The sequence below is a fragment of the Nonomuraea sp. NPDC049725 genome (assembly GCF_040674795.1).
Classification (GTDB): domain Bacteria; phylum Actinomycetota; class Actinomycetes; order Streptosporangiales; family Streptosporangiaceae; genus Nonomuraea; species Nonomuraea ceibae.
Map to the genome: position 1 here is coordinate 154,100 of NZ_JBFANJ010000012.1, position 26,269 is coordinate 180,368.

General features: G+C 73.4%; 25 protein-coding genes. 13 read left to right on the plus strand and 12 right to left on the minus strand.

The window, feature by feature from the left end; translation table 11 throughout:
• Window positions 1-48: 48 nt before the first annotated feature.
• Together AB0J53_RS29735 and AB0J53_RS29740 are read right to left on the minus strand one after the other, a co-directional pair.
• On the minus strand, window positions 49-1,680 hold the full coding sequence (locus AB0J53_RS29735; RefSeq protein ID WP_364178585.1) for a beta-N-acetylhexosaminidase: 1,632 nt from the start codon (window positions 1,678-1,680) through the stop codon (window positions 49-51).
• On the minus strand, window positions 1,677-2,807 hold the full coding sequence (locus AB0J53_RS29740; protein ID WP_364178588.1) for an MFS transporter: 1,131 nt from the start codon (window positions 2,805-2,807) through the stop codon (window positions 1,677-1,679). Before AB0J53_RS29740 ends, AB0J53_RS29735 begins: the two co-directional genes overlap by 4 nt.
• A 60-nt stretch (window positions 2,808-2,867) precedes the next feature.
• Here AB0J53_RS29740 and AB0J53_RS29745 point away from each other — a divergent pair, with 60 nt between their 5' ends.
• The 3 genes from AB0J53_RS29745 (at window position 2,868) to AB0J53_RS29755 (ending at window position 7,305) form a co-directional block, all read left to right on the plus strand.
• Window positions 2,868-3,977 carry an ROK family transcriptional regulator gene (locus AB0J53_RS29745; protein WP_364178591.1) on the plus strand — a complete coding sequence of 370 codons (1,110 nt, stop codon included), beginning with the start codon at window positions 2,868-2,870 and terminating at the stop codon, window positions 3,975-3,977.
• A gap of 166 nt (window positions 3,978-4,143) precedes the next feature.
• Window positions 4,144-6,033 carry an ABC transporter permease subunit gene (locus tag AB0J53_RS29750; RefSeq protein ID WP_364178594.1) on the plus strand — a complete coding sequence of 630 codons (1,890 nt, stop codon included), beginning with the start codon at window positions 4,144-4,146 and terminating at the stop codon, window positions 6,031-6,033.
• 21 nt (window positions 6,034-6,054) lie between these two features.
• On the plus strand, window positions 6,055-7,305 hold the full coding sequence (locus AB0J53_RS29755) for an extracellular solute-binding protein (protein WP_364178597.1): 1,251 nt from the start codon (window positions 6,055-6,057) through the stop codon (window positions 7,303-7,305).
• Here the strand turns inward: AB0J53_RS29755 and AB0J53_RS29760 are convergent.
• Complete coding sequence (locus tag AB0J53_RS29760; RefSeq protein WP_357590099.1) at window positions 7,302-7,985, minus strand: DUF4328 domain-containing protein; 684 nt, start codon at window positions 7,983-7,985, stop codon at window positions 7,302-7,304. The two genes, AB0J53_RS29755 and AB0J53_RS29760, sit on opposite strands and share 4 nt — an antisense overlap.
• Before the next feature lie 68 nt (window positions 7,986-8,053).
• Complete coding sequence (locus tag AB0J53_RS29765) at window positions 8,054-8,701, minus strand: response regulator transcription factor (protein ID WP_219503836.1); 648 nt, start codon at window positions 8,699-8,701, stop codon at window positions 8,054-8,056.
• A gap of 90 nt (window positions 8,702-8,791) precedes the next feature.
• Between AB0J53_RS29765 and AB0J53_RS29770 the strand changes: the two genes are divergently transcribed.
• The 3 genes from AB0J53_RS29770 to AB0J53_RS29780 all read left to right on the plus strand — a co-directional run bounded on the left by AB0J53_RS29770 (window position 8,792) and on the right by AB0J53_RS29780 (window position 12,834).
• On the plus strand, window positions 8,792-9,469 hold the full coding sequence (locus AB0J53_RS29770) for an ABC transporter ATP-binding protein (RefSeq protein ID WP_357590101.1): 678 nt from the start codon (window positions 8,792-8,794) through the stop codon (window positions 9,467-9,469).
• Window positions 9,466-11,394 (plus strand): FtsX-like permease family protein, encoded by a 1,929-nt coding sequence (locus tag AB0J53_RS29775; protein WP_364178602.1) that lies wholly within the window; start codon window positions 9,466-9,468, stop codon window positions 11,392-11,394. Before AB0J53_RS29770 ends, AB0J53_RS29775 begins: the two co-directional genes overlap by 4 nt.
• A gap of 453 nt (window positions 11,395-11,847) precedes the next feature.
• The gene (locus AB0J53_RS29780) at window positions 11,848-12,834 is read left to right on the plus strand and encodes an NAD-dependent epimerase/dehydratase family protein (protein ID WP_364178605.1); all 987 of its coding nucleotides are present in this window, start codon (window positions 11,848-11,850) and stop codon (window positions 12,832-12,834) included.
• Between the two features lie 148 nt (window positions 12,835-12,982).
• Here the strand turns inward: AB0J53_RS29780 and AB0J53_RS29785 are convergent, their stop codons facing one another.
• The gene (locus AB0J53_RS29785; RefSeq protein WP_219503852.1) at window positions 12,983-13,984 is read right to left on the minus strand and encodes an LLM class F420-dependent oxidoreductase; all 1,002 of its coding nucleotides are present in this window, start codon (window positions 13,982-13,984) and stop codon (window positions 12,983-12,985) included.
• Window positions 13,985-14,067: 83 nt separating this feature from the next.
• On the opposite strand from AB0J53_RS29785, the gene AB0J53_RS29790 reads away from it, so the two are divergent.
• On the plus strand, window positions 14,068-15,498 hold the full coding sequence (locus AB0J53_RS29790) for a sulfatase (protein WP_364178609.1): 1,431 nt from the start codon (window positions 14,068-14,070) through the stop codon (window positions 15,496-15,498).
• Here the strand turns inward: AB0J53_RS29790 and AB0J53_RS29795 are convergent.
• The gene (locus AB0J53_RS29795) at window positions 15,487-16,206 is read right to left on the minus strand and encodes a helix-turn-helix domain-containing protein (protein ID WP_364178612.1); all 720 of its coding nucleotides are present in this window, start codon (window positions 16,204-16,206) and stop codon (window positions 15,487-15,489) included. The two genes, AB0J53_RS29790 and AB0J53_RS29795, sit on opposite strands and share 12 nt — an antisense overlap.
• Before the next feature lie 50 nt (window positions 16,207-16,256).
• On the opposite strand from AB0J53_RS29795, the gene AB0J53_RS29800 reads away from it, so the two are divergent.
• Entirely contained in the window at window positions 16,257-17,105 is an 849-nt protein-coding gene (locus tag AB0J53_RS29800) for an NAD(P)H-binding protein (protein ID WP_364178615.1), read from the plus strand.
• On the opposite strand, the gene AB0J53_RS29805 is transcribed toward AB0J53_RS29800, so the two are convergent.
• The 4 genes from AB0J53_RS29805 to AB0J53_RS29820 form a co-directional block, all read right to left on the minus strand.
• Window positions 17,092-17,250, minus strand: a complete 159-nt coding sequence (locus AB0J53_RS29805) for a hypothetical protein (RefSeq protein ID WP_364178618.1) — start codon at window positions 17,248-17,250, stop codon at window positions 17,092-17,094. The genes AB0J53_RS29800 and AB0J53_RS29805 overlap by 14 nt on opposite strands.
• Before the next feature lie 193 nt (window positions 17,251-17,443).
• A complete protein-coding gene (locus AB0J53_RS29810; RefSeq protein WP_364178621.1) occupies window positions 17,444-17,920 on the minus strand; it encodes a hypothetical protein in 477 nt (158 codons plus the stop codon).
• A gap of 52 nt (window positions 17,921-17,972) precedes the next feature.
• Complete coding sequence (locus AB0J53_RS29815) at window positions 17,973-18,884, minus strand: class I SAM-dependent methyltransferase (protein WP_364178624.1); 912 nt, start codon at window positions 18,882-18,884, stop codon at window positions 17,973-17,975.
• 50 nt (window positions 18,885-18,934) lie between these two features.
• Window positions 18,935-19,627, minus strand: coding sequence for an FCD domain-containing protein (locus AB0J53_RS29820; protein WP_364178627.1), 693 nt, complete (start codon window positions 19,625-19,627; stop codon window positions 18,935-18,937).
• Window positions 19,628-19,722: 95 nt separating this feature from the next.
• Between AB0J53_RS29820 and AB0J53_RS29825 the strand changes: the two genes are divergently transcribed.
• From AB0J53_RS29825 to AB0J53_RS29835, 3 genes are read left to right on the plus strand one after another with little or no spacing between them, the layout of a single operon-like run.
• Window positions 19,723-20,454: a (Fe-S)-binding protein gene (locus AB0J53_RS29825; RefSeq protein WP_364178629.1), complete on the plus strand. Its 732-nt coding sequence runs from the start codon at window positions 19,723-19,725 to the stop codon at window positions 20,452-20,454.
• On the plus strand, window positions 20,451-21,842 hold the full coding sequence (locus AB0J53_RS29830) for a lactate utilization protein B (protein ID WP_364178632.1): 1,392 nt from the start codon (window positions 20,451-20,453) through the stop codon (window positions 21,840-21,842). The genes AB0J53_RS29825 and AB0J53_RS29830 overlap by 4 nt, the downstream gene beginning before the upstream one ends.
• On the plus strand, window positions 21,829-22,401 hold the full coding sequence (locus AB0J53_RS29835) for an LUD domain-containing protein (protein WP_219503890.1): 573 nt from the start codon (window positions 21,829-21,831) through the stop codon (window positions 22,399-22,401). Before AB0J53_RS29830 ends, AB0J53_RS29835 begins: the two co-directional genes overlap by 14 nt.
• On the opposite strand, the gene AB0J53_RS29840 is transcribed toward AB0J53_RS29835, so the two are convergent.
• A complete protein-coding gene (locus AB0J53_RS29840) occupies window positions 22,391-23,401 on the minus strand; it encodes a Vms1/Ankzf1 family peptidyl-tRNA hydrolase (protein ID WP_219503893.1) in 1,011 nt (336 codons plus the stop codon). The two genes, AB0J53_RS29835 and AB0J53_RS29840, sit on opposite strands and share 11 nt — an antisense overlap.
• A 3-nt stretch (window positions 23,402-23,404) precedes the next feature.
• Window positions 23,405-23,815 (minus strand): DUF2795 domain-containing protein, encoded by a 411-nt coding sequence (locus tag AB0J53_RS29845; RefSeq protein WP_364178635.1) that lies wholly within the window; start codon window positions 23,813-23,815, stop codon window positions 23,405-23,407.
• A gap of 75 nt (window positions 23,816-23,890) precedes the next feature.
• Here AB0J53_RS29845 and AB0J53_RS29850 point away from each other — a divergent pair, with 75 nt between their 5' ends.
• A complete protein-coding gene (locus tag AB0J53_RS29850; protein WP_364178638.1) occupies window positions 23,891-24,970 on the plus strand; it encodes a GNAT family N-acetyltransferase in 1,080 nt (359 codons plus the stop codon).
• A gap of 70 nt (window positions 24,971-25,040) precedes the next feature.
• Entirely contained in the window at window positions 25,041-26,216 is a 1,176-nt protein-coding gene (locus AB0J53_RS29855) for an SAM-dependent methyltransferase (RefSeq protein WP_364178641.1), read from the plus strand.
• Window positions 26,217-26,269: the final 53 nt, after the last annotated feature.

A 26,269-nucleotide genomic window follows, 5' to 3' on the forward strand; every position in this document is an offset into this window, starting at 1 on the left:
CGGGGTGGGCGGCGTCGCGTTCAAGCGCGAAAGGTGCTCAGGTGGTGCTCAGGCGCTGTGGGCGGTGGGCTCCGCGACCACGCCGGAGTCGGGCAGCCGGGCGGCCCACTCCTGCCAGTGCTCCCGGGTGGTGCGCACCTCCGAGGAGTGGGCGCGCGCCCCGGTGCCGCCCATCTGCCAGGGCCGCGGCCCCTCCAGCGGCCGGTACTCGCAGCCCGCCGCGTCCAGCCGGGCCAGATGCCCCCCGCTCAGCCGCTCGACCAGCGACGCGTAGCCGACCGGCGCGCCCGACCAGACCGCCTCGGCGATGGCGCAGGCCCGGGGGAACACCATGTAGTCCAGGTGCCGCTCGTGCGGGATGTACTCGCTCCACGCCTGGAACTGCCCGCCGAGCACCCTGGCCCGCTCCTCGTCCGTCCACGACGCGGGCAGCGGCGCGAACGCCGCCGCGTCCTCCAGCGTGATCGGCCCGCCGATGGCCAGCGGCTCGTCGGGCCGGTCGGACTGGTCGTAGTCGAGGTAGGTCGGGTACGTGGACGCGCGGACCACGTCGTGCCCGGCGGCGGCGGCCTCCCGGGAGATGGCGTCGCCGCGCCAGCACATCACGATCGTGTCGGGCAGCACGCCGCCCGTCTGGAACGCCTCGTCCCACACCACCATGCGCTTGCCGCGCCCGGCCAGGTACGCGCCGACCTCGCGCAGGAACCAGCCGTGCAGGTCGCCCGGCGTCCTGGCGCCGATCGCCGCCATGTGCGCGGCCACCTCAGGGTCGCCCGGCCAGTCGGAGGTGACGCACTCGTCGCCGCCCAGGTGCACGTACGGGGTGTCGATGGCGGTGAGCAGCTCGTCGAGGAGCTCGCACACCAGCTTGACCGCGGCGGGGACCGGCTTGAGGACCCCGGCCGAGATGCCCCAGCCGCGCAGCACCTCGCGGGTGCCGGTGCCCAGCTCGGGGAAGGCGGTCAGCAGCGCGGAGGCGTGGCCGGGCAGGTCGATCTCGGGGACGACGACGATCCCGCGCTGGGCGGCGTAGGCGGACACCTCGGCCAGGTCGTCGAGGGTGTAGTAGCCGCCGTGCGGGGTGCCGTCGAAGGTCGTCGGCCCGTGGTGGTGGCCGGACATGGTCTCGGGGCGGTGCGTGGCCAGCCTGTTGATCTCCGGATATTTCATGCTCTCGATGCGCCAGCCCTGGTCGTCGGTCAGGTGCAGATGGAGGCGGTTCATCCGGTGCATGGCCAGCAGGTCGACATAGCGCAGCAACGTGTGCTTGGTCATGAAATGCCGGGCGACGTCCAGCATGCCGCCGCGCCAGCCCAGCGCGGGCTCGTCCTCGACCTCGCCGCACGGCACCACGCCGCCCGCCCGCCCGGCGACCCGGTACGCGTCAGGGCCGCGCAACTGCCTGAGCGTCTGTACGGCGTGCCGTACCCCGGCGAGGTCCGCGGCCACGATCTCGGCGCCGCCGGCCGAGACGCGCAGCCGGTAGGACTCGGGCCGGCCCGCCTCCAGGCGCACGGACAGCGCGCCCTCGGGCCCGGCGGCCACGGGCAGCGGCCCGAGCAGAGACTGGACCGCCTCGACCAGGGCGGGCTCGCCGTGCACGGCGCCGAGGGCGAACGTGCCCCCGGAGCCGGCCGCACGACGGGGAGCGGGCAGCAATGTCCGGTAGGGATCGGTCATGTGAGTGCCTTTCGTGAGCTTCCGGTGCGGAAATAGAGAGCGAGGGGCACGATGGCGGCCGAGGTGACGGCGACGGCGCTGAGCGCGCCCGCCAGCCCGATCTGCTCGGCGAGGAAGCCGATCAGCGGCGGCCCGCCGAGCATCCCCGTGTGCCCGATGGTGGAGGCCAGGCTCACGCCTGAGGGCCCGCCGAGCGCCCCGGCCTGCGCGATGGCCAGCGGGAACACGTTCGCCAGCCCGAGCCCGACCGCGACGAACCCGGCGAACGCCACCGCGACCGAGCCCGTCCAGGAGGCGGCGAGGATGCCGCCCAGCGCCAGCAGCGCGCCGGTGATGAGCACGGCCGTCGGGCCGTGCCGGCGCACCAGGTGGCTGCCCGTCAGCCGGGCGAACGCGATCGCCACGGAGTAGGCCGAGAAGCCGAAGGCCGCCAGGCTCGCCTCCGCGTGCAGGTCGTCGCGCAGGTGGAGCACGCTCCAGTCGGCCACGGCGCCCTCGCCGAAGGCCGCGCACCCGGCCAGCGCCCCGCACAGGGCCAGGGCCAGGCCGAACCCGCCGCGCCCGCCCCGTGCGGGCCGCGCGGGCCGCACGGCGGGCAGCCGCCCCCGCAGCAGCGGCCGGGCGAGCACGGCGGTGCAGGCGAGGACGAGGGCCGACACCAGCAGGAAGTGCTGCAGGGTGGTGAGCAGGGTGGCCAGCAGGCCGCCGAGCAGCGCCCCCGCGAGGCCGCCCGCGCTCCACAGCCCGTGCAGCATCGACATGATCGGCCGTTCGGTGGCCTGCTCGGCCTCGACGGCCGCGCTGTTCAGCCCGATGTTGAGCACCCCGTAGCAGAGCCCGGTGCCCGCGAGCGTCACGCACAGCGCCACGATCGTGCCGGGGAGCGCGATCAGCGGCACGGCCAGGCTGAGCATGGTGATCGCGGCCAGGACGACCGGCCGGGTGCCGAAGCGCGCGCACAGCCGCCCGCTCACGGTCATGGCCAGGCCGGTGCCGATGGACATGCACATGAGCGCGACGCCGAGGCCGCCGGTGGTGACGCCCAGGTGGTCCTTGATGGAGGGGATGCGCACCACCCAGGTGGCGAAGACGACGCCGTCCAGGAAGAAGAACAGCGACAGGGGCATACCCCGCAAATTAACAGGATGGGATCCAGAAAGAAAGAGGCCGTGTGATACACAGTCGCCATGCACACCGCCTCCCCGCACACCGCGCGACTGATCAACGACCGGATGGCGTACGAGGTGCTGCTGTCCCACGGCCCGCTGTCCCGGGCGGAGCTGCAGCAGCGCACGGGCCTGTCCAGGGCGACGGTCGCCGAGCTGGTCGACCGCATGGTGGAGTCGGGCCTGATCTCCCAGGCCGGTCAGGCGCAGACCCGCAGGCGCGGCCCCAACGCGCTGCTCTACGGCGTGGTCGCCGACCGGGCGCACGTGGCGGGCGTGGAGGTGCGCCCCGACCGCATCCTCGTCTCGGTCAACGACGTCACCGGACACCAGCTCGGCACCGCCGAGCTGCCCCAGGACCCGGCCGCCGAGCCCGACAGGCTCGTCTACGACGCCATCACGGAGGCGCTGGCCGACGCCCGGATCGGCGGCCTCGACGGCGTCGTCATCGGCACGCTCGGCGTGGTGGACCCGGTCAGCGGCGACGTCGCCTACATCCAGGCGCTGCCCACCTGGCACTCCAATCTGCTGCCCGGCCTGCGCGCCCGGCTCGGCGTGCCCGTCCTGGTGGAGAACGAGGTCAACCTGGTCGGCCTGGCCGAGCACCGGCTGGGCGCGGCCCGCGGGCACGACACGTTCGCGCTGCTGTCGCTCGGCGAGGGGCTGGGCGGGGCGGTGATCCTGGACGGCCGCCTGCACCGGGGCAGGTCCGGCGGGGCGGGCGAGCTCGCCTACGCCCCGACCGGCGTCGGCGGCGGCAGGCTGAACCAGCTCGTCGACGGGCCCGCCGTCCGCGCGCTGGCCGCGCGGCACGGGCTGCCCGCCGGCGACGCGGTCGAGGCCGTGCGGCAGGCCACCCCGCGGTTCCTGGACGAGCTGGCCGAGCGGGTCACGGTCGCCGCCCAGGGCGTCTGCGCCGTCCTCGACCCCGGCTTCGTGGTGCTGGCCGGCGAGATCGGCCGGGCGGGCGGGCCCGAGCTGGCCGCCCGGGTCGAGGAGCGGCTCCGGGAGGCCACCCCGCTGCCCACCCAGGTCGCCGCCGGCACCGTGGAGGGCGACCCGGTGCTGCGCGGCGCCGTGGTCATCGCCCTGGAGCGGCTGCACCGGCAGACGTTCGGCCTGACGACCTGACGAGCGGGCTGACCAGGCATGTTCGATGCCTGGCACCCGATTCGCGGCAGTGAGCGGTACATGCGCGGCGTTGCTTGAAGATGCTTGAATTTGCGGCCAATCGCTTGACATTGCTCAAAATGGTGGAACACCATTGCGCCCACTGTCGACGAAAGGTCCTGTTGAGATGAGGAGCCGCACCGAGGGCGCCGGCCTGATGCAGCGAACGGCCGACCTGTGGCATCGCACCGTCCCCTGGCGCTGGCTCACCCCGAGCACGGTCCTCATCGCGTGCGTCGTGCTCTTCCCGGCCCTCTACATGGTCTACATGTCCTTCCTGGACATCAGCCGGATCGGGCTGGTCAGGGGCTTCGCCGGGTTCGACAACTACGCCAGGCTCCTGGCCGAGGACGCGCTCGGCACCGTCGTCGGCAACACGCTGCTGTGGCTGGTCATCGTCGTCGGCCTGACCGTGCTGCTCTCGCTCGGGCTGGCGCAGTTCCTGTCCAAGGAGTTCTTCGGCCGCAGGTTCGTCCGGCTCGCGCTGCTGGTGCCCTGGGCGACCTCGCTGGTGATGACCGCGACCGTGTGGCGCTTCATCTACGAGGGCGGCAACGGGCTGCTCAACCGGCTGCTCATGGACCTGTCGATCATCTCCGCCCCGGTCGACTGGTACAAGGACCCCGCCACCGCCCTCTACTCCGTCATGGCGGTCGGCATCATCACCTCGATGCCGTTCACCACGTACGTGCTGCTGTCGGGACTGCAGACGGTGCCGCACGACGTGCTGGAGGCCGCGAAGATCGACGGGGCCGGGGCGTGGGCGACCTGGCGCCGGGTGACGCTGCCGATCCTGCGGCCGTCGCTGATGATCGCGCTGATCCTCAACATGCTGCACGTCTTCAACGCGTTAACCGTGATCTGGGTGATCATGGGCAAGACGTCGGGCAACCACGCCGACACCACCGTCACCTGGCTGTACAAGATCGCGTTCACCGCCCAGCTCGACTCCGGCGAGGCGGCGGCGCTCGGCGTGCTCAACGTCGTCTTCCTGCTGCTGCTCATCCTGCTCTTCGTGCTGGTGCTGCGGCCCCACCGCAACCCCGCGACGACCGAGGAGCGCTCCACGAAGGTCGCAGCTCCGTCCACAGCTGCGTCCACAGCTGCGTCCACTGGGGCGGCCGTCGCCGTGGCGCGTCCCGTGCGGATCAGGCGGAGCAGGCCCGCGCTGGTCAAGGCGGGCCGGGCCTGGCGGCGCGTGCGGCCCGTCGTCCTGCCGGTCGCGGGGTTCGCCGTGGCGCTGTTCTTCCTCGCGCCCTACGCCGCGATGCTGTCGGGCTCGCTCAAGACCGACGCCGAGCTGTTCGCCGTCCCCGCCGACTACCTGCCCGGGACCTGGGCCTGGTCCAACTACGCCGACGTGTGGAACAAGATCCCGCTGGCCGACTACTTCCGCGTCAGCCTGACCGTCGCGCTCGTCTCCACCGCGCTCGTGCTCGTGGTCGCCGCGCCCGCCGCGTACGTGCTGGCCCGCTCCAGGTTCCGGGGGCGTACGGCGTTCCTCGGCGTGATCCTCGTGACGCAGATGTTCCCCGCGGTCGCGCTGCTCATCGGCCTCTACCAGCAGGCGCTGTTCGTCGACGGGATCAACAGCTACGGCGTGATCATCGCCATCAACTCCGCCTTCAACCTGGCCTTCGCCGTGTGGATCCTGCACGCGCACTTCAGCTCGATCCCCGTGGAGATCGACGAGGCGGCGATGATGGACGGCCTCGGCCGGTTCCGGATCATGGTGCGGATGATCCTCCCGTTGGCCGCCCCCGGCCTCGTCACCGTGATGATCTTCACGTTCATCCAGGTGTGGAACGAGTTCGTCATCGCGCTGACCCTCTTCAACGACCCGGCCACCGGCCGCGTGCCGCTCACCGTCGGCGTCCAGCAGTTCATCGGCCTGTACGAGACCAACTATCAGTACCTGTTCGCCGCGGCCCTCATGGCGATCGTGCCCGCGGTGATCCTCTTCGCGCTCATCGAGAAGCATCTGGTGAGCGGCCTGACCGCAGGCAGCACCAAGTGACTAGAGAAGGACTGGCGTGACATGACCAGAAGAAGATCACGACTTGGCGCCCTGGCCGCGCTGGCCGGCCTCGTCCTCACGGCGGCGGCGTGCGGCGGCGGCTCGGGCGGTGGCGGCGGCGACCAGCAGTCGATCAAACTGGTCGTCGCGCAGTACACCGAGGGCACCCGGCCCTACTGGGACGAGCTGATCAAGTCCTTCGAGACCGCGCACCCCGGCAAGAACGTCGACCTCCAGGTCATCGACTGGGGCAACCTGCAGAGCCAGGTCAACACCATGGTGCAGACCAAGCAGTTCCCCGACGTGCTCAACATCAACGTCTTCGCCGACTACGCCGAGGCCGGGCTGCTCTACCGCGCCGACGAGGTCGTCTCCAAGGAGGTGCTGTCGGACTTCCTGCCGTCCTTCGCCGAGAACGCCTCCTACGACGGCGCCCAGTACGGCCTGCCGTTCGTCGCCACCGTCAACGGCATGTACTACAACAAGAAGATCCTCAAGGAGGCCGGCTACGACAAGCCCCCGGCCACCTGGGACGAGTTCCGCGCCGCCGCGAAGGCGATCAAGGCGCTGCCCGGCGGCTACGTGCCCTACGCGCTGGCGCTCGGCGCCGAGGCCGGCGACTACGAGCTCGGCACCTGGGTGCGCGCCAACGGCGGCGACTGGCGCACCGACGGCAAGTGGACCGTCAACGGCGAGCGCAGCGTCGAGGCGCTGCAGTTCCTCAAGTCGCTCGCGCAGGAGGGCTACACCCAGCCGAACCCCGGCCAGACCAACCGGCCCGACGGCACCTGGCCGCTGTTCGCCCAGGGCAAGGTCGGCATGGTCTACGCCTCCTTCGGCACCCGCGCCTTCCTGGAGCAGGTCGACCAGGCAAAGATCGACTACGGCGCCACCACGCACCCCACCAACCACGGCGCCGAGCCCGCCACGCACGGCATCCAGGACTATCTGATGGCCTTCAAGAAGGACGGCAACCAGCAGCTCGTCCGCGAGTTCCTCGACTACTTCTACCAGGTCGACAACTACACCAAATATCTGAAGGTCGAGGGCCTGCTGCCGACCACCGCCTCCGCCACCGAGGCCATGCGGAAGGACCCCAAGGTCAGCCCCTACGTCGACATGGTGGCCAAGGCCCGCTTCGACCCGACCTCGCAGCCGGTCTGGGCCGAGCTGCGCGGCACCATGGCGGCCGACCTGGGCAACGCCCTCGCCCCCACCGGCGACCCGCGCGCGACCCTCGACAAGCTGCAGAAGATCGCCGAAGGGTCCTAGGTGGCGCTGCCGAGCCCCGGCGGCGTGAACGGCGCCAGCGCCGCCACCGGCTCGGGAGCCTCACGCTCCGCGCAGGCCGACTGCTGAACCCGGGTGATCCGCCGTACGGTGGCCGCGCACAGCAGGGCGGCCAGCGCGGCGCAGGCGAGCTGCGGGACGCCGAGGCCGGTCAGGTCGCCCTCGGCGGCGTCCAGCGGCAGCACGATCGTGATCAGGGCCAGCGCCGTCAGCCAGCTCAGCCACCAGCCCGACACGAGCGCCAGCCAGCGCCACCGCTCGCCCTCGGGCGGGCGGGCGCCCTGCCACACCTCGTGCACCAGCATCGCCGGGGCCAGCAGGTTGACGCCGGGGATCAGCCACGCGGCGGCCACCGGCCCGGTCGTCGCCGCCGGGTCGTTGACCTGCCGGGCGCGCACCAGCCAGGTGACGTAGGCGGCCCCGGCCGCCACGGTCGCGCCCGTGGCCAGCATCATCAGCACCGCGAACGCCGTCACCGCCCCGACCACGGCCTCGGCGTCGGCCCCCTGCGGGCGGCCACCGTACGCGGCGAGCTGGGCGGCGAGGCTGCGCCCGCGCACCTGCTCGAAGACGACCAGAGCGCTCAAGGAGACGACCTGCGCGGCAAGCGTGAGGTAGACGGCATTGGCCGCTTTGACGGGCGGTGCCTGGGCAAAGCGCACGATGTTCTCCCCCCGGGCCATGCGCTGAGGTTCTGCCTTCACTTCTATCCCGCGGGCACCTCGGTTAATCAGCTCACGACCCCCGATTCCCACGCCCAAGCCGCGATTTCCACCCGGTTCCGAGCGCCGAGTTTGGCGAAGATGCTGCCCAGGTGCGTCTTGACCGTCGACAGCGACACGAACAGCTCGGCGGCCACCTCCTGGTTGGTCCGCCCCCGCGCGATCAGCCGCACCACGTCGAGCTCCCGGTCGGTCAGCGGCTCGGGCAGCGGCGCGGCCCGGCGCTGCGGCTGCGCCAGATGCCGCAGCAGCCGCACGGTCACCGACGGCGACACCAGCGACTCCCCGCTCGCCGCCGCCCTGACCGCCTCCACCAGCAGCGTCGGCCCGCTGTCCTTCAGCAGGAACCCGGTCGCCCCCGCCCGCAGCGCCCCGTACACGTACTCGTCCAGGTCGAACGTGGTGACGATGACCACCCGCAGCGGGCTCTCCACCCCCGGACCCGCCAGCGCCCGGGTCGCCTCCAGCCCGTCGAGCCTCGGCATCCGAATGTCGAGCAGGCACACGTCCGGCCTGAGCCGCCTGGCCTCCGCGACCGCGTCGGCGCCGTCGGCCACCGCGGCGACGACCTCCATGTCCGGTTGGGCGTCCAGGATCATCTGGAAGCCGGTGCGCACGAGCTGCTGGTCGTCGGCGATGAGTACCCGAATAGTCACGGCCCAACTCTAGGATCAGCCGTTCGGCCGAGGCGCAACCGGTCACAAGGCCGATCCGCCGCACCCCGCCCTGGCGGGAGGCTTGCCCGCATGAACGACGTGCTTGCGGGATTGGCCCTGACCAAGAGGTTCGGGCAGACGGTGGCCCTCGGTGGCGTGGACATCACCGTACGGGCCGCCGAAGCGGTGGCGATCATGGGGCCGAGCGGCTCCGGCAAGTCCACTCTGCTCCACTGCCTGGCCGGGATCATGAAGCCGGACGACGGCGAGGTGCACCTGCTCGGGCAGCGCATCGACGCCATGGGCGAGCGCGAGCGCAGCGCCCTGCGCCGCACCCGGTTCGGGTTCGTGTTCCAGTTCGGCCAGCTCCTGCCGGAGCTGCCCGCCGAGGAGAACGTCGCGCTCCCGCTCATGCTCGGCGGCGTCGCCAGGGCCCAGGCCGTCCGCCAGGCACGCGAATGGTTCGGCCCCCTCGGCCTCCAGGGCATGGAGACGCGGCGGCCCGGCGAGCTGTCCGGCGGCCAGGCCCAGCGCGTGGCGATCGCCCGCGCCCTCGTCACCAAGCCCGCCGTCGTGTTCGCCGACGAGCCCACCGGCGCGCTCGACCAGAGCACCGGCCACGACACGATGCGCCTGCTCGTCGAGGCGACCCGCGCCAACGGCGCCTCCCTGATCGTCGTCACCCACGACCCCAACGTGGCCGCCTGGTGCGACCGCACCGTCGAGGTCCGCGACGGCAAGCTCCTCGCGGGCGGGGTCCCGGCGTGAACCTCGAACTCACCTGGCGGCTGCTCAAAGGCGGCGGCCGCCGCGGCCTGCTCGGCACCTGGCTCACCCTCGGCGCCGTGGCGGTCTCCACGACGCTGCTGCTGTTCGCCGTCACCGCCAACTTCGCCTTCGAGGACAGGGGCGAGCGCGGCGCCTGGCGCAACCCGGTCCCCGCCGCCCAAGGGCAGCGGGCCGTCGCCGTCGAAGGCACCCGGCTCGACTACGTACGCGACCGGCAGATCGTCATCGTCGACCTCGCCGCCCTCGGCAGCTCCCCGCCCATCCCGCCCGGCATGCCGCGCTTCCCCGCGCCCGGCGAGGCGTACTTCTCACCCGCGCTCGCCGCCCTCGCCAAGCAACTGCCCACCGCGCAGCTCGCCGGGCGCTTCCCCGCCATGACCGGCGTGCTCGGCGAGGAAGCCCTCGTCCACCCCGAAGAGCTGGTCGCCGTCGTCGGCCAGCGCCCAGACGCGCCCGTCATGACCGCGCCACGCGGCGCCGACGACGCCCCCGTACGCGTCGCCGACCTCGCCGGGGAGCCCTCCATGGACTCCCAGGGCTACCGCATCCTCGCGCTCATCGGCAGCGTGCTCATGGTGGTGCCGCTGCTCGTCTTCGGCGGGGCCGCCGCCCGGCTGACCGTCGCCAGACGCGACCAGCGGCTCGCCGCCCTCCGGCTCGTCGGCGCGACCCCCGGCCAGGTCGTCGGCATGACCGTCGCCGAAGCCGTCATCGTCGCGTTCGCCGGCGTGCTCACCGGCACCGTCGCCTACGCCCTCGCCCTGCCGCTGCTGACCGGCATCCGCATGAGCGGCGGCCCCTGGTTCGCCGCCGACCTGTGGCCCGACCCGCCCGTGCTCGCCGCCACCGTCGTCGCCGTGCCCCTGCTGGTCGGCCTGTCCGCCGTCGCCGGGCTGCGCCGCGTCGTGGTCAGCCCGCTCGGCGTCGCCAAACGCGAGACGCCGCCCGCCATGCGCTTCCTGCGCGTCCTCGTCCTGCTCGCCGCGCTCGCCGCGTTCCCGCTGATGGGGCGCGACACCGGCATCGCGATCATCGTGGCGGCGATCGGGCTCGCGTTCCTGTCCGTCAACCTGGTCGGGCCGTGGGTCGTCGCCCTCATCGGCCGCATCACCGCCCGCGGCGCCCGCGGGCCCGCCCGGCTGCTGGCCGGACGGCGGCTCGTCGACGACCCCCGCTCGGCCTGGCGCACCGTCAGCGGCGTCGCGCTCACCGGGTTCGTCGCCGGGTTCCTCGCCCTGCTCAGCCCCGGCGCGCTCACCAGCGACGCAGCCCCCGGGCAGCTCCGCGTCCTCGTCCCCGAAGGCTCGTCCGCCACCGTCGCCGAACACGCCCGCGACCGGCTCCGCGAAGCCGGCGTCACCGCCACCGTCAAACAGTCCGACGACGTCGTCGCCGTCACCGTGGCCGACCGCGACGACCCCGCCACCCTCGACCGCGGCCGCACCGCGCTCGCCGGCCTCGTCCCCGGCCGCACCGCCACCACCGGCGCCGACGACGACCACACCGGCACCCAGCTCCTCGCCGACATCGGCGTCGGCACCGTCGTCGTGCTGTCGGTGTCCTTCCTCGTCGCCATCGCCAGCGCCGGCATCACCGCCGCCTCCTCCATCCTGGACCGGCGGCAGACGTACGGGCTGCTCAGGCTCGCGGGCACCCCCCTCACCGTGCTCGACCGGGCCCGGCGGGCCGAGACGCTCATCCCGCTCACCGTCATGGGCGGCGGCTCCATCCTGGTCGGCGCCTTCTGCGCCACGCCGTTCATGTTCGGCGCCCCGAACGCCAACGGGCTGATCATGCTGCTGGTGTGCGTCGGGCTCGGCTTCGCCGGCGTCCTCGCCGCCGGCGCCCTCAGCCGCCCCCTCCTCCGCGCCGTCACCACCGACCCCACCCCCCGCCCCGACTGACCTTCCCGGGACGTCGGACCGGGGTTGCCCCTTGGGAAGGACCGCCGCCCCCGGCCGCCGAGCAGATCGGCGGCTCCACCCGCTCCCGACTGCCGAACGGGCGGGCGGCTCCACCCCGCTCCGGCCAGCGAGCGAGCGGGCGGCTCCTCCGCCATCCCCGGTCTTCGGCCGCCGGAGAGTAGCGCGCCCCCGGGTGCCCCACCCGGCCGGCCCCGGGGGTAGCGGGCCGGCCGCTCGCGGTGTGGGCCACTCGGCGCCACGAGGTCGCCGCCGGCTCTGTAAGGGGCTGCTCCACAAGCGCCCGCCAACCACCCGCCCCGTCGGTCCCGCCCAGGCTCATCCGGGGAGGGGGTGCCGTCGAGAGCGTCCCCTTCGCCGGGCCGGGGCGGTGGGTGGGTGCGCTGTGGGCGAATCTGGGTGGGTTTGGGGTGGGTGGGGTGTTTGGATGGCGGAATGGAGATCTTGGTATTGGGCGGGACCGCCTGGGTGGGGCGGGAGCTGTCGCGGCAGGCGATCGAACGCGGGCACCGGGTGACGTGCCTGGCGCGCGGCGAGAGCGGGCAGGTGGCCGACGGGGCGACGCTGGTGGCCGCCGACCGGCGTGACCCCGCGGCGTACGAGCGGCTGGCCGGGCGTGACTGGGACGCGGTGGTCGAGGTGTCGTGGCAGCCGGGCTTCGTGCGCGGGGCGCTGGACGCGCTGGCGGGGCGGGCGCGGCACTGGACGTACGTCTCCTCCGTCAACGCGTACGCCTCCCACGCCACCCCGGGCGCGGACGAGTCGGCGGAGCTGCTCGCGCCCACCGACCGGGACGAGGTGGACCGTGAGCTCTACGGCGAGGCGAAGGTCGCCTGCGAGCAGGCGTCGGCGGCGGCGGCCGGGGACCGGCTGCTGGTCGCCCGCGCGGGGCTCATCGGCGGGCCGGGCGACCACAGCGGGCGTTCCGGCTACTGGGTGGCGCGGGCGGCCCGCGACCCGCTCGGCCCGATGCTGGTCCCGGACGAACCGGACAGCCCGACGCAGGCCGTGGACGTGCGTGACCTGAGCGCGTGGCTGCTGGACTCGGCCGAGAAGGGCGGTACGGGCACGTTCGACGCCGTGGGGCCGACGGTGCCGTTCGGAGAGTGGATCGAGCTGGCCCGTACGGTCGGCGGCCACACCGGTCCGGTCGTCACCGCGAGCTCCGACTGGCTGGTGGCCAACGGCGTGGGCCAGTATATGGGGCCCGAGTCGCTGCCGATGTGGCTGCCGGAGCCGGGCTGGGAGGGCTGGTCGGCCCGCACGGGGGCGGCCGCGCGCGCCGCCGGGCTCAGCCACCGGCCGCGCGCCGAGCTGCTGGCCGACACCCTGCGCTGGGAGCGTGAGCAGGGCCTCGACCGCGAGCGCCGAGCCGGTCTCAGCGCCGCCCGCGAACAGGAACTCCTGGCCGCCCTCGGCTGACGTCCCTCCCGGGCCGGCGCTTTACGGGTGGGCGCCTGCCGTAGAACGGCGCCTTCCGGGTCCGTGCCTGTCGTGGGACGGCGCCTCCCGGGGCCGGCCTGCGGTGGGTGGGCGGGCCTCCGTGTGGGGAGGGCTCGGCGTGGCGGGGTCAGCTCAGGACGAGGTCGCGGGTGAGGCGGAGGGAGGGCTCGTCGCGGGGGCCCATGACCAGCAGGGTCGTGACGGGGGACTTGTGCCAGGGTTCCAGGCGTTCCTTGATGCGGCCCGGCGGCCCGACCAGGGAGATGCCGTCGGCGAGTTCGTCGGGAATGGCGCGGAACGCCTCGTCCTTGCGCCCGGCGAGGTAGAGCGCCTGGATGCGCTCGGCGGCCTCGGCGTAGCCCATGCGGCCGATGATGTCGGCGTGGAAGTTGCGCTGTTTGGCGCCCATGCCGCCGATGTAGAGGGTGAGCATCATTTTGACCCCGTCCAGGGCGGACCGGACGTCGTCGGAGATGACGACCATGACCATGGCGGCGATGTCGAAGCCCGGGTCGCGGCCGGCGAGGGCCGGGCCGTACATCTCCTCGATCTTGCCGGGCAGGGCGAACAGCGGGAGCCAGCCCTGGCCGAGTTCGGCGGCCAGGGCGACGTTCTTGGGGCCTTCGGCGCCCAGGTAGACGGGGATGTCGGGGCGCAGCGGGTGGGTGATGGGTTTGAGCGGTTTGCCGAGGCCGCCCGGCAGGGGGAGCGGGTAGTGGGGGCCGCCGGAGGTGACCGGGTGCTCGCGGCGCCACACCTGGCGCATGATGTCGACGTACTCGCGGGTCCTGGCCAGCGGCTTGGCGAACGGCTGGCCGTACCAGCCCTCGACGACCTGGGGGCCGGAGGCGCCGATGCCGAGCAGCAGGCGTCCGCCGGTGAGGTGGTCGAGCGTCATCGCGGTCATGGCGGTGGTGACCGGCGGCCGGGCCGACATCTGGGCGATCGAGGTGCCCAGTTTGATGCGCGTGGTGCGCGCGCCGTACCAGGCCAGCGGGGTGAACACGTCGCTGCCGTACGCCTCGGCGGTCCACACCGAGTCGTAGCCGAGCCGCTCGGCGGCGAGCACCGAGTCGGTCGCGTCGTCGGCGTGGCGTTGCCAGTAGCCGAGGTTCAGGCCGAGCTTCATGAGGCGCCTCCCGAATCAAGTTCCATTTACGGGTGGCGCGGGGGCGGGTGTCAATGCGGGATCATCCGGGGACGAGTGCTTTCGTGCTCAAGGGTCTGCGGCATGTGGTGTGCGTCCTGCTTCTCCTGGTGCCTGGAGCCGAGCCGGTGGTCGTTTCCGGCGGGTCGCAGCCGAACATCGTGTTCGTCATGGCGGACGACCTCGAAGCGGGAAATCTGGCGCAATTTCCCAATATTTCGCGCCATATCGTGCAGCAGGGCGCGTCGTTCGACCGGTTCTTCGTGACGAACTCCTGGTGCTGCCCGTCACGCGCCTCGATCCTCAGATCCCAGTACGTCCACAGCCACGGCGTCTGGACGAACACGCCACCCGAGGGCGGATTCGAGCGCTTTCACGAGCTCGGCCGGGAACGCTCCACTGTCGGCACCTGGATGCGCGATGCCGGATATCGCACCGCGCTCATGGGCAAGTACCTCAACCACTACCCGGACAAGGCGGCCCCCGACGACTACGTGCCGCCGGGCTGGGACGAATGGCATGTCCCGGTGCGCAACCTGTACGACGAGTACGGCTACCGGCTCAACGCCAACGGCGACCTGGCCGAGTACGGCTGGGGCGAGCAGGACTACCTCGCCGACGTGCTGGCCGACAAGGCGCGCGACTTCATCACCGGCTCCCGGGGGCCGTTCTTCCTGTTCCTCAACCCCATCGCGCCGCACCTGCCGGCCAACCCGGCGCTGCGCCACACCGACGCCTTCGCCTGGGCCAGGGCGCCCCGGCCGCCGTCGTTCAACCAGGAGGACGTGAGCCGCGAACCCCTCTGGCTGCGCTCCCGGCCGCCGCTGGACGAACGCGAGCTCGCCGCCGTCGACCGGCGCCACCGCAACCGGATGCGCGCCATGCTCGGCGTCGACGACCTCGTCGGCGCCGTGGTCGCCGCCCTGGAGGAGAGCGGCAAACTGGACAACACGTACCTGTTCTTCGGCTCCGACAACGGCTTCCACCAGGGCACGCACAGGCTCGCGCAGGGCAAGACCACGCCGTTCGACGAGGCCATCAGGGTGCCGCTGGCCGTACGCGGGCCCGGGGTGCGCCCCGGGACGACGATCAGCGAGCTGGGCGCGACCGTGGACCTGGCGCCGACGTTCGCCGAGCTCGGCGGGGCCGAGGTGCCGCCGTTCGCCGAGGGGCGCTCGCTGGCGCCGCTGCTGCGCGGCGAGCGGCCCGCCACGCGGCGCAGGAACGTGCTAGTCGAGTTCGCCCGCCCGGCCAAGCGGTCCTCGGCCGCGCAGACCCCGGTGCCGCCCTACCAGGCGTTGCGCACCGAACGCCACACGTACGTCAGATATGCGACGGGGGAGGAGCAGCTGTACGACCTGCGGACGGACCCGTACCAGCTCCACAACCTGGCCGCGGACGCCGACCCGAGGCTGGTGGCGCGGCTGCGCGCCCGGCTCGACGGGATGCGCGCGTGCTCCGGGGCGTCGTGCCGGGTGGCCGACTCACGCGGCTGAGCACGGAGCCGGCGCGGGCAGCCGGCCCGCCCGGTAGGCGCTCGGCGGCACCCCCATCACCGCGCGGAACTCGGCGGTCATGTGCGACTGGTCGTAGTAGCCCGCGTCGGCGGCCAGCGCCGCGGCCGGCCGGCGGCACACCTCGCCCAGCACCCGACGTACCCGGTCGATCCTGGCGAACCGCTTGGGAGCCACCCCGACGCCCGCCGTGAACACGTCACGCAGATGCCGCTCGCTCACCCCCAGCTCGCCCGCCACCGCCCGCACACCGGCCCGAGACAGCAGCCTCGCCGCCGCGTCCACCAGGTGCGCGCGGTCCAGGCCGGCGCGCGGCTGCCCGGCCAGCCGCTCCAGGAACGCCGCCTCGATCCGCTCCCGAGCCCGCCGCTCCCAGCCGTCGCCGCCCGCCTGCCCGGCCAGCTCGTCCGCCAGCCGGTCGGCCCGTCCACCCCACAGCTCCCGCAGCGGCACGACCCGGTCGGCGAGCTCGTCCAGCGCCACCCCGAGCAGCGGCCGGGCCCGCCCCGGCCGCAGCCGTACCGTCACGCAGTGCGGCACCAGCTTGGGCTCCAGGTACGAGGCCCGGGTGCGGGGGCCCAGCGCGTACAGCTCGCCCGCACCGTCGGCGCCCGTGCGGAAGGCCACCGTGGCCGCCGTGTCGGGCTCGCGGACGTGGAACGAGAGGTGAGCGGAGGCGGCGTCCTTCATATGCCGATTCTTCCTAGAGTCGCGGGCGGGTGCGGCGGCACGGTGAACCCATGATCCTGATCACGGGTGCCACGGGCACCATCGGCGGCCACGTGACCCGCCTGCTCACCGGCCGCGGCGAGCCGGTCCGCGTCCTGGTCCGCGACCCGGCACGCGCCCCCGCCGGGGCCGGCGTCGTCCGCGCCGACTACGCCGACCCCCGCTCGCTCGCCGCCGCCTTCGACGGCGTCACCGCCGCGTTCCTCGCCACCGCGTTCGGCCCCGCCCTGCCCGCCCACGACCTCGCCCTGGTCGAGGCCGCCCGCGCGGCGGGCGTCAAGAAGGTGGTGAAGCTCTCCACCATCTCCGTCGCCGCGACCGGCGGCGCCGACCCCGGCGCCTGGCACCGGCCCGGCGAGCGCGCCGTCGCGGCCGGCGGCCTGGCCTGGACGCTGCTGCGGCCCGCCGGGTTCGCGTCCAACTCGCTGGCCTGGGCCGAGGCCGTACGGACGGGCGCGCCGATCCCGAACTTCACCGGCGGCGGCACGCACCCCGTCGTCGACCCGCGCGACGTGGCGGCGGTCGCCGTCGCCGCGCTCACCTCACCAGGCCACGAGGGGCGCTCCCACGACCTGACCGGGCCCGCGATGGTGAGCGTCCCCGACCAGGTCGCGACCCTGGCACGGCTGCTCGGCCGCCCCCTGGAGACCGTCGACGTGCCGGCCGCCGCAGCCCGGGACCAGATGGTCGCCGCCGGCGCCGACCCGGTGCTGGCCGACCTCGCCGCCTCGGGCTGGGCGATGCTCCGGGACGGCGGCTCGCCGGGCGTCACCGACACGGTCCCGCGCATCCTGGGCCGCCCCGCCGCCACCTACGCCACCTGGGCCGCCGACCACCTGACCGCCTTCACCGGTAACTGATCGCCGTACGTCCCGCCCGAGGAACGACCTCCCCGGCCCAGTCGAAGGCGGCCTCCTGGTCGTCCTGGGGGATGGCGGCGGTGAAGTGGACGGGCGTCCCCCCACCGGCGGGCCGCACCACCCAACCGCCCCTCTCCCTGCTCAACACCCACCGCTCGACCGCCGGGGCCGGGACCGGACGCGGCCGGACCAGCTGCCGGGCCGCCGCCGGAAGGGCCGCCCACCGCGACCCGGGCGCCGGAGCGTACCCGGTCACCCCGGACCGGGTACGGCCGGAAAGACACCACCGCAGCACCCCGGCCAAGTGCCCGAACGCTTCCCGCCGCCGCCTCCACGAGTCAGCCGATCCCGCATTCATCAGCGGACACCAGCCTCTCCGCGCTGTCCTTCTGGGCGGGCTCGAACTCCTGCACCCGCCCGTCGTCCGCCCGCAGGGCGCCCACCGCCGTCCCACGGGCCCGCCACAGCCCGGGAAAACACGGCACTGCGACCGTCAGCGTCTGCGGCTCCGGCACGGGCACCCTCCTGTCGGTCCTCTCGTCCATTGTCACCCAACGGCCGTTGGTGTCCCGGGTCTGCAGGCGAAGGGAGATCCGGTGCCGGACAGGTGGAAGGTCGCACCAGTACTTCAGGGTGGCGCCGATCCCCGCCGCGGACACGCTGACGGTCTGATGAAGCACCTCCATGAAGCACCGGGGCTCGGACACGCGCCCCCTCTCACCGGTGCGGTCCTGCTCGTCGCATCTGGCGGGCGCGGTCATGAGCGTGACCATCGCGCATGCCGCAAGCTGCGCTCGCACCAAGCTGAAGAGCATCGAGGCCGGCCTCCGATCCGTGGGTGCGCCCCGGCGGAAACGGTAGTGCTCGTCAGTCGGTGGAGGCGGGGGTTTCGGCAGCGAGGGTGAAGTGCCAGATGATCATGGTGGGGCGGTCGGTGTTGGCGGCCTGGGTGGCTTCGGGGACCACGGCGGTGAGGATCCAGGGCCAGACGTCCCACCGGGCGACCGCCTCCGAGGTGGTGAGGGGTTCGTCCGGGGCGGGAGCCGGGGGGAGGCGGGGTTCCTCGCAGGCGCGGAGCTGGAGGCCGGCGGCCAGGGCGGCGCGCAGGTAGTCGCCCACCGGGTGGTGGTAGGTGGCGATCCGCCCGGGTCGTCCGTCGGGCAGGCGCACCGTGGGGACGAAGCCGCGCGCGACCCCCTCGGGGTGCATGTCGGAGATCACGAGGTGGCCGCCGGGCCGCAGCACCCGGGCGAACTCCGCCATCGCGGGCCCGAGCGACGGCACGTGCGTCAGCGCCAGGGAGCAGGTCACGAGGTCCACGGCGTCGTCGGGCACCGGCAGCCGGTCCAGCTCGCCGTGGCGGAAGTCGCCCTGCGGCACCCGTTCGCGGGCCAGGGCGAGCATGTCGGGCGAGCTGTCCACGCCGATGACCCGGTGGCCGCGCCCGGCGAGGGCCGCCGCCATCCGGCCGGTGCCGCAGGCGGCGTCCAGGGCGGCGCCCGGCGGCAGCTCGCCGACGATCCCGGCCACGAGGGGCTCGTCGATGTCGAACAGCCCGTTCGGCCCGTCGTAGGTGTCGGACCAGATGCGGTATCCCTCGGCCGACTCGACCCGCGCGACCTCGACGGCGGCGTCGGCCAGCGCCTCGTCGGCCAGCAGCCTGCGGATCTCGGCGATGCGGGCCTCGACGAACGCGCGGTCGTGCCCGCCGGTGAAGGACCGCAGCAGGGCGGTCCCTTCGATGCCCAGCAGGTAGGCCAGGGGGTTCTCGTGGATCACCCGGGCGAGACTAGCCAGGACGTTCCGGACGTCGCCAGCTATTTACGCCGTCAGAGCGAGGGGTAGGCGCGGGCGAGGTGGTCCGTGACCGCCCGTTCGGCCTCGCCGGGGTCGCCGCCGGTGATGGCGGCGAGGATGCGCGCGTGGTCGGCCTGGAGCGCCGCGGTGTCGCCCAGCCGTTCCACCGCCTCGACCGCGTAGCGCCGCATGGAGTCGCGCAGCGACCGCATGATGGCCCCGGTCAGCCGGTTGCCGGAGGCGTCGGCGAGCGCGCAGTGGAAGGCGGTGTCGTGCTCCACGAACTCCTCCGGCGTGCGCGCCGCCGCCATCCCTGCGTAGGCGGCGGCGAGGGCCGAGGTGTCGGCGCGGGCGGTGGCGGCGTGGCCGGCGGCCCAGCGTTCGATCATCAGCCGGGTGTCGACGACCTCGCGCAGCTCCAGGGCGGCCAGGCCGAGGTGCAGCCGGAGCAGGTCGGTCAGCGCGGTGTCGGGACGGGAGACGAGCACGGCGCCCGCGTCGGGGCCCCGCCCGGCCTGGGAGGACACGACGCCGAGCGTCTCCAGCACGCGCATCGCCTCGCGTACCGACGACCGGCTGACCCCGAGCTGCTCGGCGAGCTGCCGCTCGGCGGGGAGCCGGTCGCCGGCGGTGAGGCCGTCCTCGGAGATGCGGTGCTCGATCTGCGCGAGCACGTCCTCGAACGTGCGGGTCCGCTTGACGGGACGCCAGCGGGTGTCGGTCAACGAGGCCCCCTCGGAGCGTGGCGGGGATGCGGTCCGCCGATGCCATCGGATATGGTCTGACCATACTGTGGTCCGACCATACCTGAAGGAGAGGCGTGCGAGTCGCCCTGTTCATCACGTGTGTGAACGACACGCTCTTCCCCGGCACCGGCAAGGCCGTCGTGTCGCTCCTGCGCAGGCTGGGCTGCGAGGTCGACTTCCCCGCCGCGCAGACCTGCTGCGGGCAGATGCACGTCAACACCGGCTACCGCGCGGACGGCGTACGGCTGGCGCGTCACTTCACCGAGGTGTTCTCGGGGTACGACGCGGTGGTGGCGCCTTCCGGTTCGTGTGCTGCGATGGTCCGCGAGCAGTACCCGAAGCTGGTGCGGCCCGGCAGCAGGGGAGCGGCGGCCGTCGCGGAGGTGGCGCCGAAGGTGTACGAGCTGTCGGAGTTCCTGGTGGACGTCCTGAAGGTGGAGGACGTCGGCGCATATTTCCCGCACCGGGTGACATATCACCCGACGTGCCACTCGCTCCGCGGCCTGCGCCTGGGCGACCGCCCGGCCCGGCTCCTGAGCCGCGTGCGCGGCCTGGAGCTGGTCCCGCTCCCGGCCGCCGACGAGTGCTGCGGCTTCGGCGGCACGTTCGCGGTGAAGAACCCGGCCGTCTCCGCCGCCATGGGCGCCGACAAGGTGCGCAACGTGCTCGGCACCGGCGCCGAGGTGCTGTGCGCGGCGGACAACTCCTGCCTGATGCACCTCGGCGGCACGCTCGAGCGGCAGAAGGCGGGCGTACGGGTCATGCACCTCGCCGAGATCCTGGCCACGACGGAGGCGACGGGATGAGCGGCACTTTCCTCGGCATGCCAGGCAATTTCCCGAAAAATGCCGAAAAGGCGGTCCAGAACTCGCAACTTCGCTTCAACCTCCGCAAGGCCACGCACACCATCCGGGGCAAGCGCGCGAGCGTCGTGGCCGAGCTGCCCGACTGGAAGGAGCTCCGCGCCGCCGCCAAGGCCGTCAAGGACGAGACCCTGCGCCACCTCGACCGCTACCTCGTCCAGCTGGAGGAGGCGGTCACCCGGGCGGGCGGCCACGTCCACTGGGCCCGCGACGCCGCCGAGGCCAACCGCATCGTCACCGGCCTGGTCCAGGCCACCGGCGAGAGCGAGGTCGTCAAGGTCAAGTCGATGGCCACCCAGGAGATCGGCCTCAACGAGGCGCTGGCCGAGCACGGCATCACGGCGTACGAGACGGACCTGGCGGAGCTGATCGTGCAGCTCGGCGACGACTTCCCGAGCCACATCCTGGTCCCGGCGATCCACCGCAACCGGGCCGAGATCCGCGAGATCTTCCTGGAGAGGATGCCCGAGACGCCCGACGGCCTGACAGATGAGCCCGCCGCGCTGGCCGAGGCCGCCCGGCTTCACCTGCGCGAACGCTTCCTCAGGAGCAAGGTCGCGATCTCCGGCGCCAACTTCATGATCGCCGAGACCGGCACGCTGGTCGTGCTGGAGTCCGAGGGCAACGGCCGCATGTGCCTGACGCTGCCCGAGACGCTGATCAGCGTGGTCGGCATCGAGAAGCTGCTGCCCTCCTGGCGCGATCTGGAGATCTTCCTGCAGTTGCTGCCCCGCAGCTCGACCGGCGAGCGGATGAACCCGTACACGAGCATGTGGACCGGAGCCACCGAGGGCCAGGAGTTCCACCTGGTGCTGCTCGACAACGGGCGCACGGACGTGCTCGCCGACGAGGTGGGCCGTCAGGCGCTGCGCTGCATCCGCTGCTCGGCCTGCCTGAACGTGTGCCCGGTCTACGAGCGTGCGGGCGGCCACGCGTACGGGTCGGTCTATCCGGGGCCCATCGGCGCGATCCTCACCCCGCAGTTGCGCGGCATGGGCTCGGAGCTGGACGCCTCGCTGCCGTACGCCTCCAGCCTGTGCGGCGCGTGCTTCGACGTGTGCCCGGTGGCGATCGACATCCCCGAGGTGCTGGTCGACCTGCGGGCCAAGGCCCCGCACGGGGCCGCGGAGCGGGCGGGCATGCGGGTGGCGGGCTGGGTGCTCGGCGACGAGGCGCGGCTGGCGAAGGCGCAGCGGCTGGCCGCGCGCGTACGCGGGCTGGTGCCGCGCAGGCTGCCCGGCCCGCTGTCGGCCTGGACCGACACGAGGGATCTGCCCGAGATCCCGGAAGAATCGTTCAGAGACTGGTGGGAGCGGCATGAGCGCCCGTGAGGAGATCCTCGGCCGGATCAGGCGGGCCGTCCGTGACGCGCCCGAGGTGGAGATCCCGCGCGACTACCGGACGAGCGTCCCGGTGGACGACCCGGTGGGGCTGTTCGCCGAGCGGGTGGACGACTACCGGGCCGTGGTGCACGTGCTGCCGGCGGCCGAGGTGCCGGCCAAGGTCGCGGAGCTGGTGCGGGGCAGGCGGATGATCGTCCCCGACGGGCTGCCGGACGAATGGACGGGCGGCGCGGCGGGCGGGGCCGAGCTGAGCGGCGCCGACGGCGTGGTCACCGGCTGCGCGGTGGCGATCGCCGAGACCGGCACGATCGTGCTGGACGCGGGACCCGGCCAGGGCACCCGCGCCCAGACGCTGGTGCCCGACTACCACCTGTGCGTGGTGCGGGCGGACCAGGTCGTGGCGAGCGTCCCGGAGGCGGTCGCCCGGCTCGACCCGGTCCGCCCGCTCACCTGGATCAGCGGCCCGTCCGCCACCAGCGACATCGAGCTCAACCGGGTGGAGGGCGTGCACGGCCCCAGGACGCTCGAAGTGATCGTCAGTATCTGAGCACCGCCGCGACGTCCGCCACGTCGTCGCAGAACCAGAGCTCGGCGTCCGTCATGGCCGCCGCCCTGGCCAGCGCCGAGTCGGCGCGCTCCTCGACCGGCTCGGCCACGCCCCAGGCGCGCACCTCGCCGGCGTCGGTGGAGATCTGCGTGGCGCTCTCGCCCGTCCAGACGCGGCCGGGCAGCTCGCCCGGCAGGAGCAGGGCGTGCACCCGGCCGTCGCGCAGGGCCTGGGCGACCCTGGCGAGCCCGGTGGGCCCGTTCTGCTCGCGGTGTCGGTTGAGCAGCTCGGCCCGCCTGCGGTCCAGCCAGCTGTCGAGCGCGCTCTGCACGTCGCGCTCGAAGCCGCCGTGGTCGCCGCGGTGGCCGTGCTCGACCATGAGCATCCGGTCGGCCGACTTGGTGCCGAGGTGGTCGCCGAGCAGCGAGCGCGACTTCGGCTCGCCGGCGACCAGGACCAGCTCCGCGCCGATCCGCCGCACCTGCTCGTCGATCTCGTGGGCGACGGCCGTGGCGTTCTTCTCCCAGGTCTCGTCGACGGCCCGCTCGTAGCGTTTCTGCGACCAGCCGCCCTGCGCGGTCTTCTGCAACGGCCAGGACTCGGCCTCGATGGTCGCGGTGCGCGGCGAGCCGTTGGCGTACACGCTCACCTCGGCGCCCGCGTGGTCGATGATCACGCGCAGGTGCGGCACGCTCTCGCCGCGCCGCATGAGCATGGGCGTGACCAGCGGCAGCGGCGAGACGTGCGCGAGCGGCACCGGCTGCCCGCTGAACGTCTCGGCCAGCACCACCTCACCCCCGGCGCAGAACACGGCCCGCCCGGGCGCCGGGCGCAGCACCTCGTCCTCCAGCGCCGCGGGCGGGTTCACCCCGGCCTGCTCCAGCTTGTCGCGCAGGCTCGTCCACTGCGTCGACCTGTCCCGCTCGGTGATCGCGCCCACGTACACGGACGCGTACGGCCCGCTGCGCTCATAGAGGGGACGGATGAAGTCGAGCCGCACCGGTCACCACCTCCGCTTCTCCACGCCGAGCCCGAGCGCCCGCGCCACCTCCGCGATGTTGGCGAAGCGGCGTTCCGGCAGGGCGTGCAGCATCTCCGTCACCTTGTCGGGGGCGTCCATCTCACGGGCGTGCCGCAGTAGATCGCCCTTCTTCGCCGGGAAATTGGTGTCACTGAGCCATTTGGCCAGATCGCTGCGGACATCCACCCCTTCGGCGGTGATGCCTTCCGCCGTTCCCGGCTCGCGTCCGGGCGCGTAGCTGCGGACGGACTCCTCCTCGCCGGGCGCGGGCATGGGCTCGGGCTCCTTCCACTCCTCGGCGTGCGAGGTGCCCCCACCTCGGACCAGGCCCTCGGTCTCCTGCTTCTGATGCTCATCGATGCGAGGACCGTGCTTCGAGCTTCCGCGTTCCATAGATGTCACTCCTCCCCAAAGCGCCCCTACCCCCGCTTTGGTGGACAAACATCACCAGTGTGTACGCTGCCGAGCGTGTTCGACGCTGACGCCGACATCGCCACCGAACGGCTGGTGCTCCGGTCGTTCGGCCCCCACGACGAGCGCCGGATCCGCTCGATCGTCGAGGCGCGGGTCCCCTTCCTGCCGCCCGGCGCCCCCGGCCACCTGTCGGGCGTGCGGCAGTGGCTCACCCACGGCGTGCACGAGCTGCACCGCTCCGGCCAGGGCAGGCACCTGGCCATGACCGACGCCGAAGGCCGCATCGTGGGCGCGATCAGCCTGTTCAGGACCTCCTGGGGCGCGGGCACCACCGAGGTCGGCTACGGCGTCCACCCCCTGCACCGGCGCCGGGGCTACGCCACCGAGGCGCTGCGCGGCCTGACCGGCTGGGTGTTCGGCACCACCGACCTGCGCCGCATCGACCTGACCGCCAACCTGGACAACCTGGCCTCGCTGCGCGTCGCCCAGAAAGCGGGCTTCACCTGGGAAGGCGTGCTCCGCGCCGCCGTGCTGGAGGACGACGGGCCGCACGACCTGGTCATGTTCGGGCTGCTGCGCGGCGACTCCCGGCTGCCCTCGGACACCCTGCCCCGCGCCGAACTGAGCACCGTGCGCCTCCTGCTCAGGCCGCTCGCCGAGCAGGACGTACCGGATCTGGCCGCGACCGGCGCGGACCCGCTCACCCAGGCCGGCACCGGCGTCCCGCGCGGCTACACCGAGGACGACGCCCGCGACTGGGTCACCGCCTCCGAACGGATGAGGCTGCGCGGCCACGGCGCCGCCTGGGCGGCGACGGACCGGACGACCGGCCGGTTCCTGCTCAGCCTGGACGTCAGGGACGTCGACTGGATCAACCGGACCTGCGAGGTCGGCTACATGGCCGCGCCGTGGGCCCGCGGCCACGGCTACACCGCCGAGGCCGTCGCCGCCGTCGCCCGCTGGCTCTTCGCCGAGCGGGGCTTCCAGCGGCTCCGCCTGCGCGCCGCCCCCGCCAACACCGCCTCCCTCCGCGTCGCGGAGAAAGCCGGGTTCGTCCGCGAAGGCGTCGAACGTGCCGCGCTGGGCGGCCAGGACCTGGTGGTGTTCAGCCTCATCCCGGCCGACCTGCCCTGAAGCGCCCCGCCTCCCTGTGGTGAAAAGCCGGGAGAACCGTCACTCTGGGTACGAGGGGACGGTGAGGCGCATGATCACAGTGGTCGGGTGGGACGGATCCGAGCTGTCGGCCCAGGCGGTCGACCGGCTGCGCGAGGCGACCCTCGTCGTCGGGCCCGCGGCGCTGCTCGGCAGGCTCACGCTGACCGCCGTGACCGTCCCCGACGACGCCCTCCTCGACACCCTCGACCTCCACCTCGAACAGGGCTCCGGCCCCGCCGTGGTGCTCGCCCCCGGCGACCCCGGCTTCTTCGGCGCCGTGCGCGCCCTGCGCGGCCACGGGCTCAAGCCGGACGTGCTGCCCGCCACCTCCCTCGTCAGCCGGGCCTTCGCCCGCGCCGGCCTCAACTGGGAGGACGCCCTCGTCGTCGCCCCCGCCGGGGCGCACCAGCTCAACCGCGTCGTCAACGCCTGCCGCGCGCACCCCAAGGTCGCCCTCGTCGTCGCGCCCGGCGTCGGCCCCGGCGACGTCGCCCGCGAGCTCGCCCCGACCACGCCGCGCTCCCTCATCGTCTGCGAGGACCTCGGCGGCCCCGGCGAGCGCGTCACCCACAGCCGCATGGGCGAGGCCACCACGCGCCCCTGGAAGGACCCCGACGTGGTGCTCGTCCTCGACCCGCTGCACCGGCCCAAGGAGCCGAGCTGGGTGGCGGGCGCCCGCCCCGGCCCCGCCGAATGGGCGCTGCCGCTGGAGTCCAGGCTGCCCGCGGAGGTCAGGGCGTACGTGCTGGCCAAGCTCGGCCCCCGGCTCGGCGACCTCGTCTGGGACGTGGGCGCGGGCGGCGGCGAGATCGCCGTCGAGTGCGCCAGGCTCGGCGCGGCCGTCGTCGCCGTCGAACGCGACGCCGCCTCCTGCGACCGGCTGCGCGCCAACGTCCTCCACTACGGCGTCAAGGTCGCGCTGACCAGGGGACAGGCCCCGCCCGCCCTCGAACCGCTGCCCGACCCCGACGCCGTGTTCGTCGGCGGCGGCGGCCCCGACGTGGTCGCCGCCTGCGCCGCCCGCCGCCCCCGCTCGCTCGTGTGCGCGCTCAACTCCGTCGAACGCGTCCCCACCGTGCTCGGCCTGCTGCGCGAGCAGGGCTACCGCGCCGAAGGCAGCCAGATCCTGGCCGCCAGGATCGCCCTCGAACCCGACGGCTCCCACAGCCTGGCCGCCGCCGACCCCGTCTTCGTCGTACACGCGACACCCGCGCACACAGCGTGACCTGTCGCCCACCGGCGCCCATCGGTTATCCTCGCGTGTCTTCCTCTACGCAC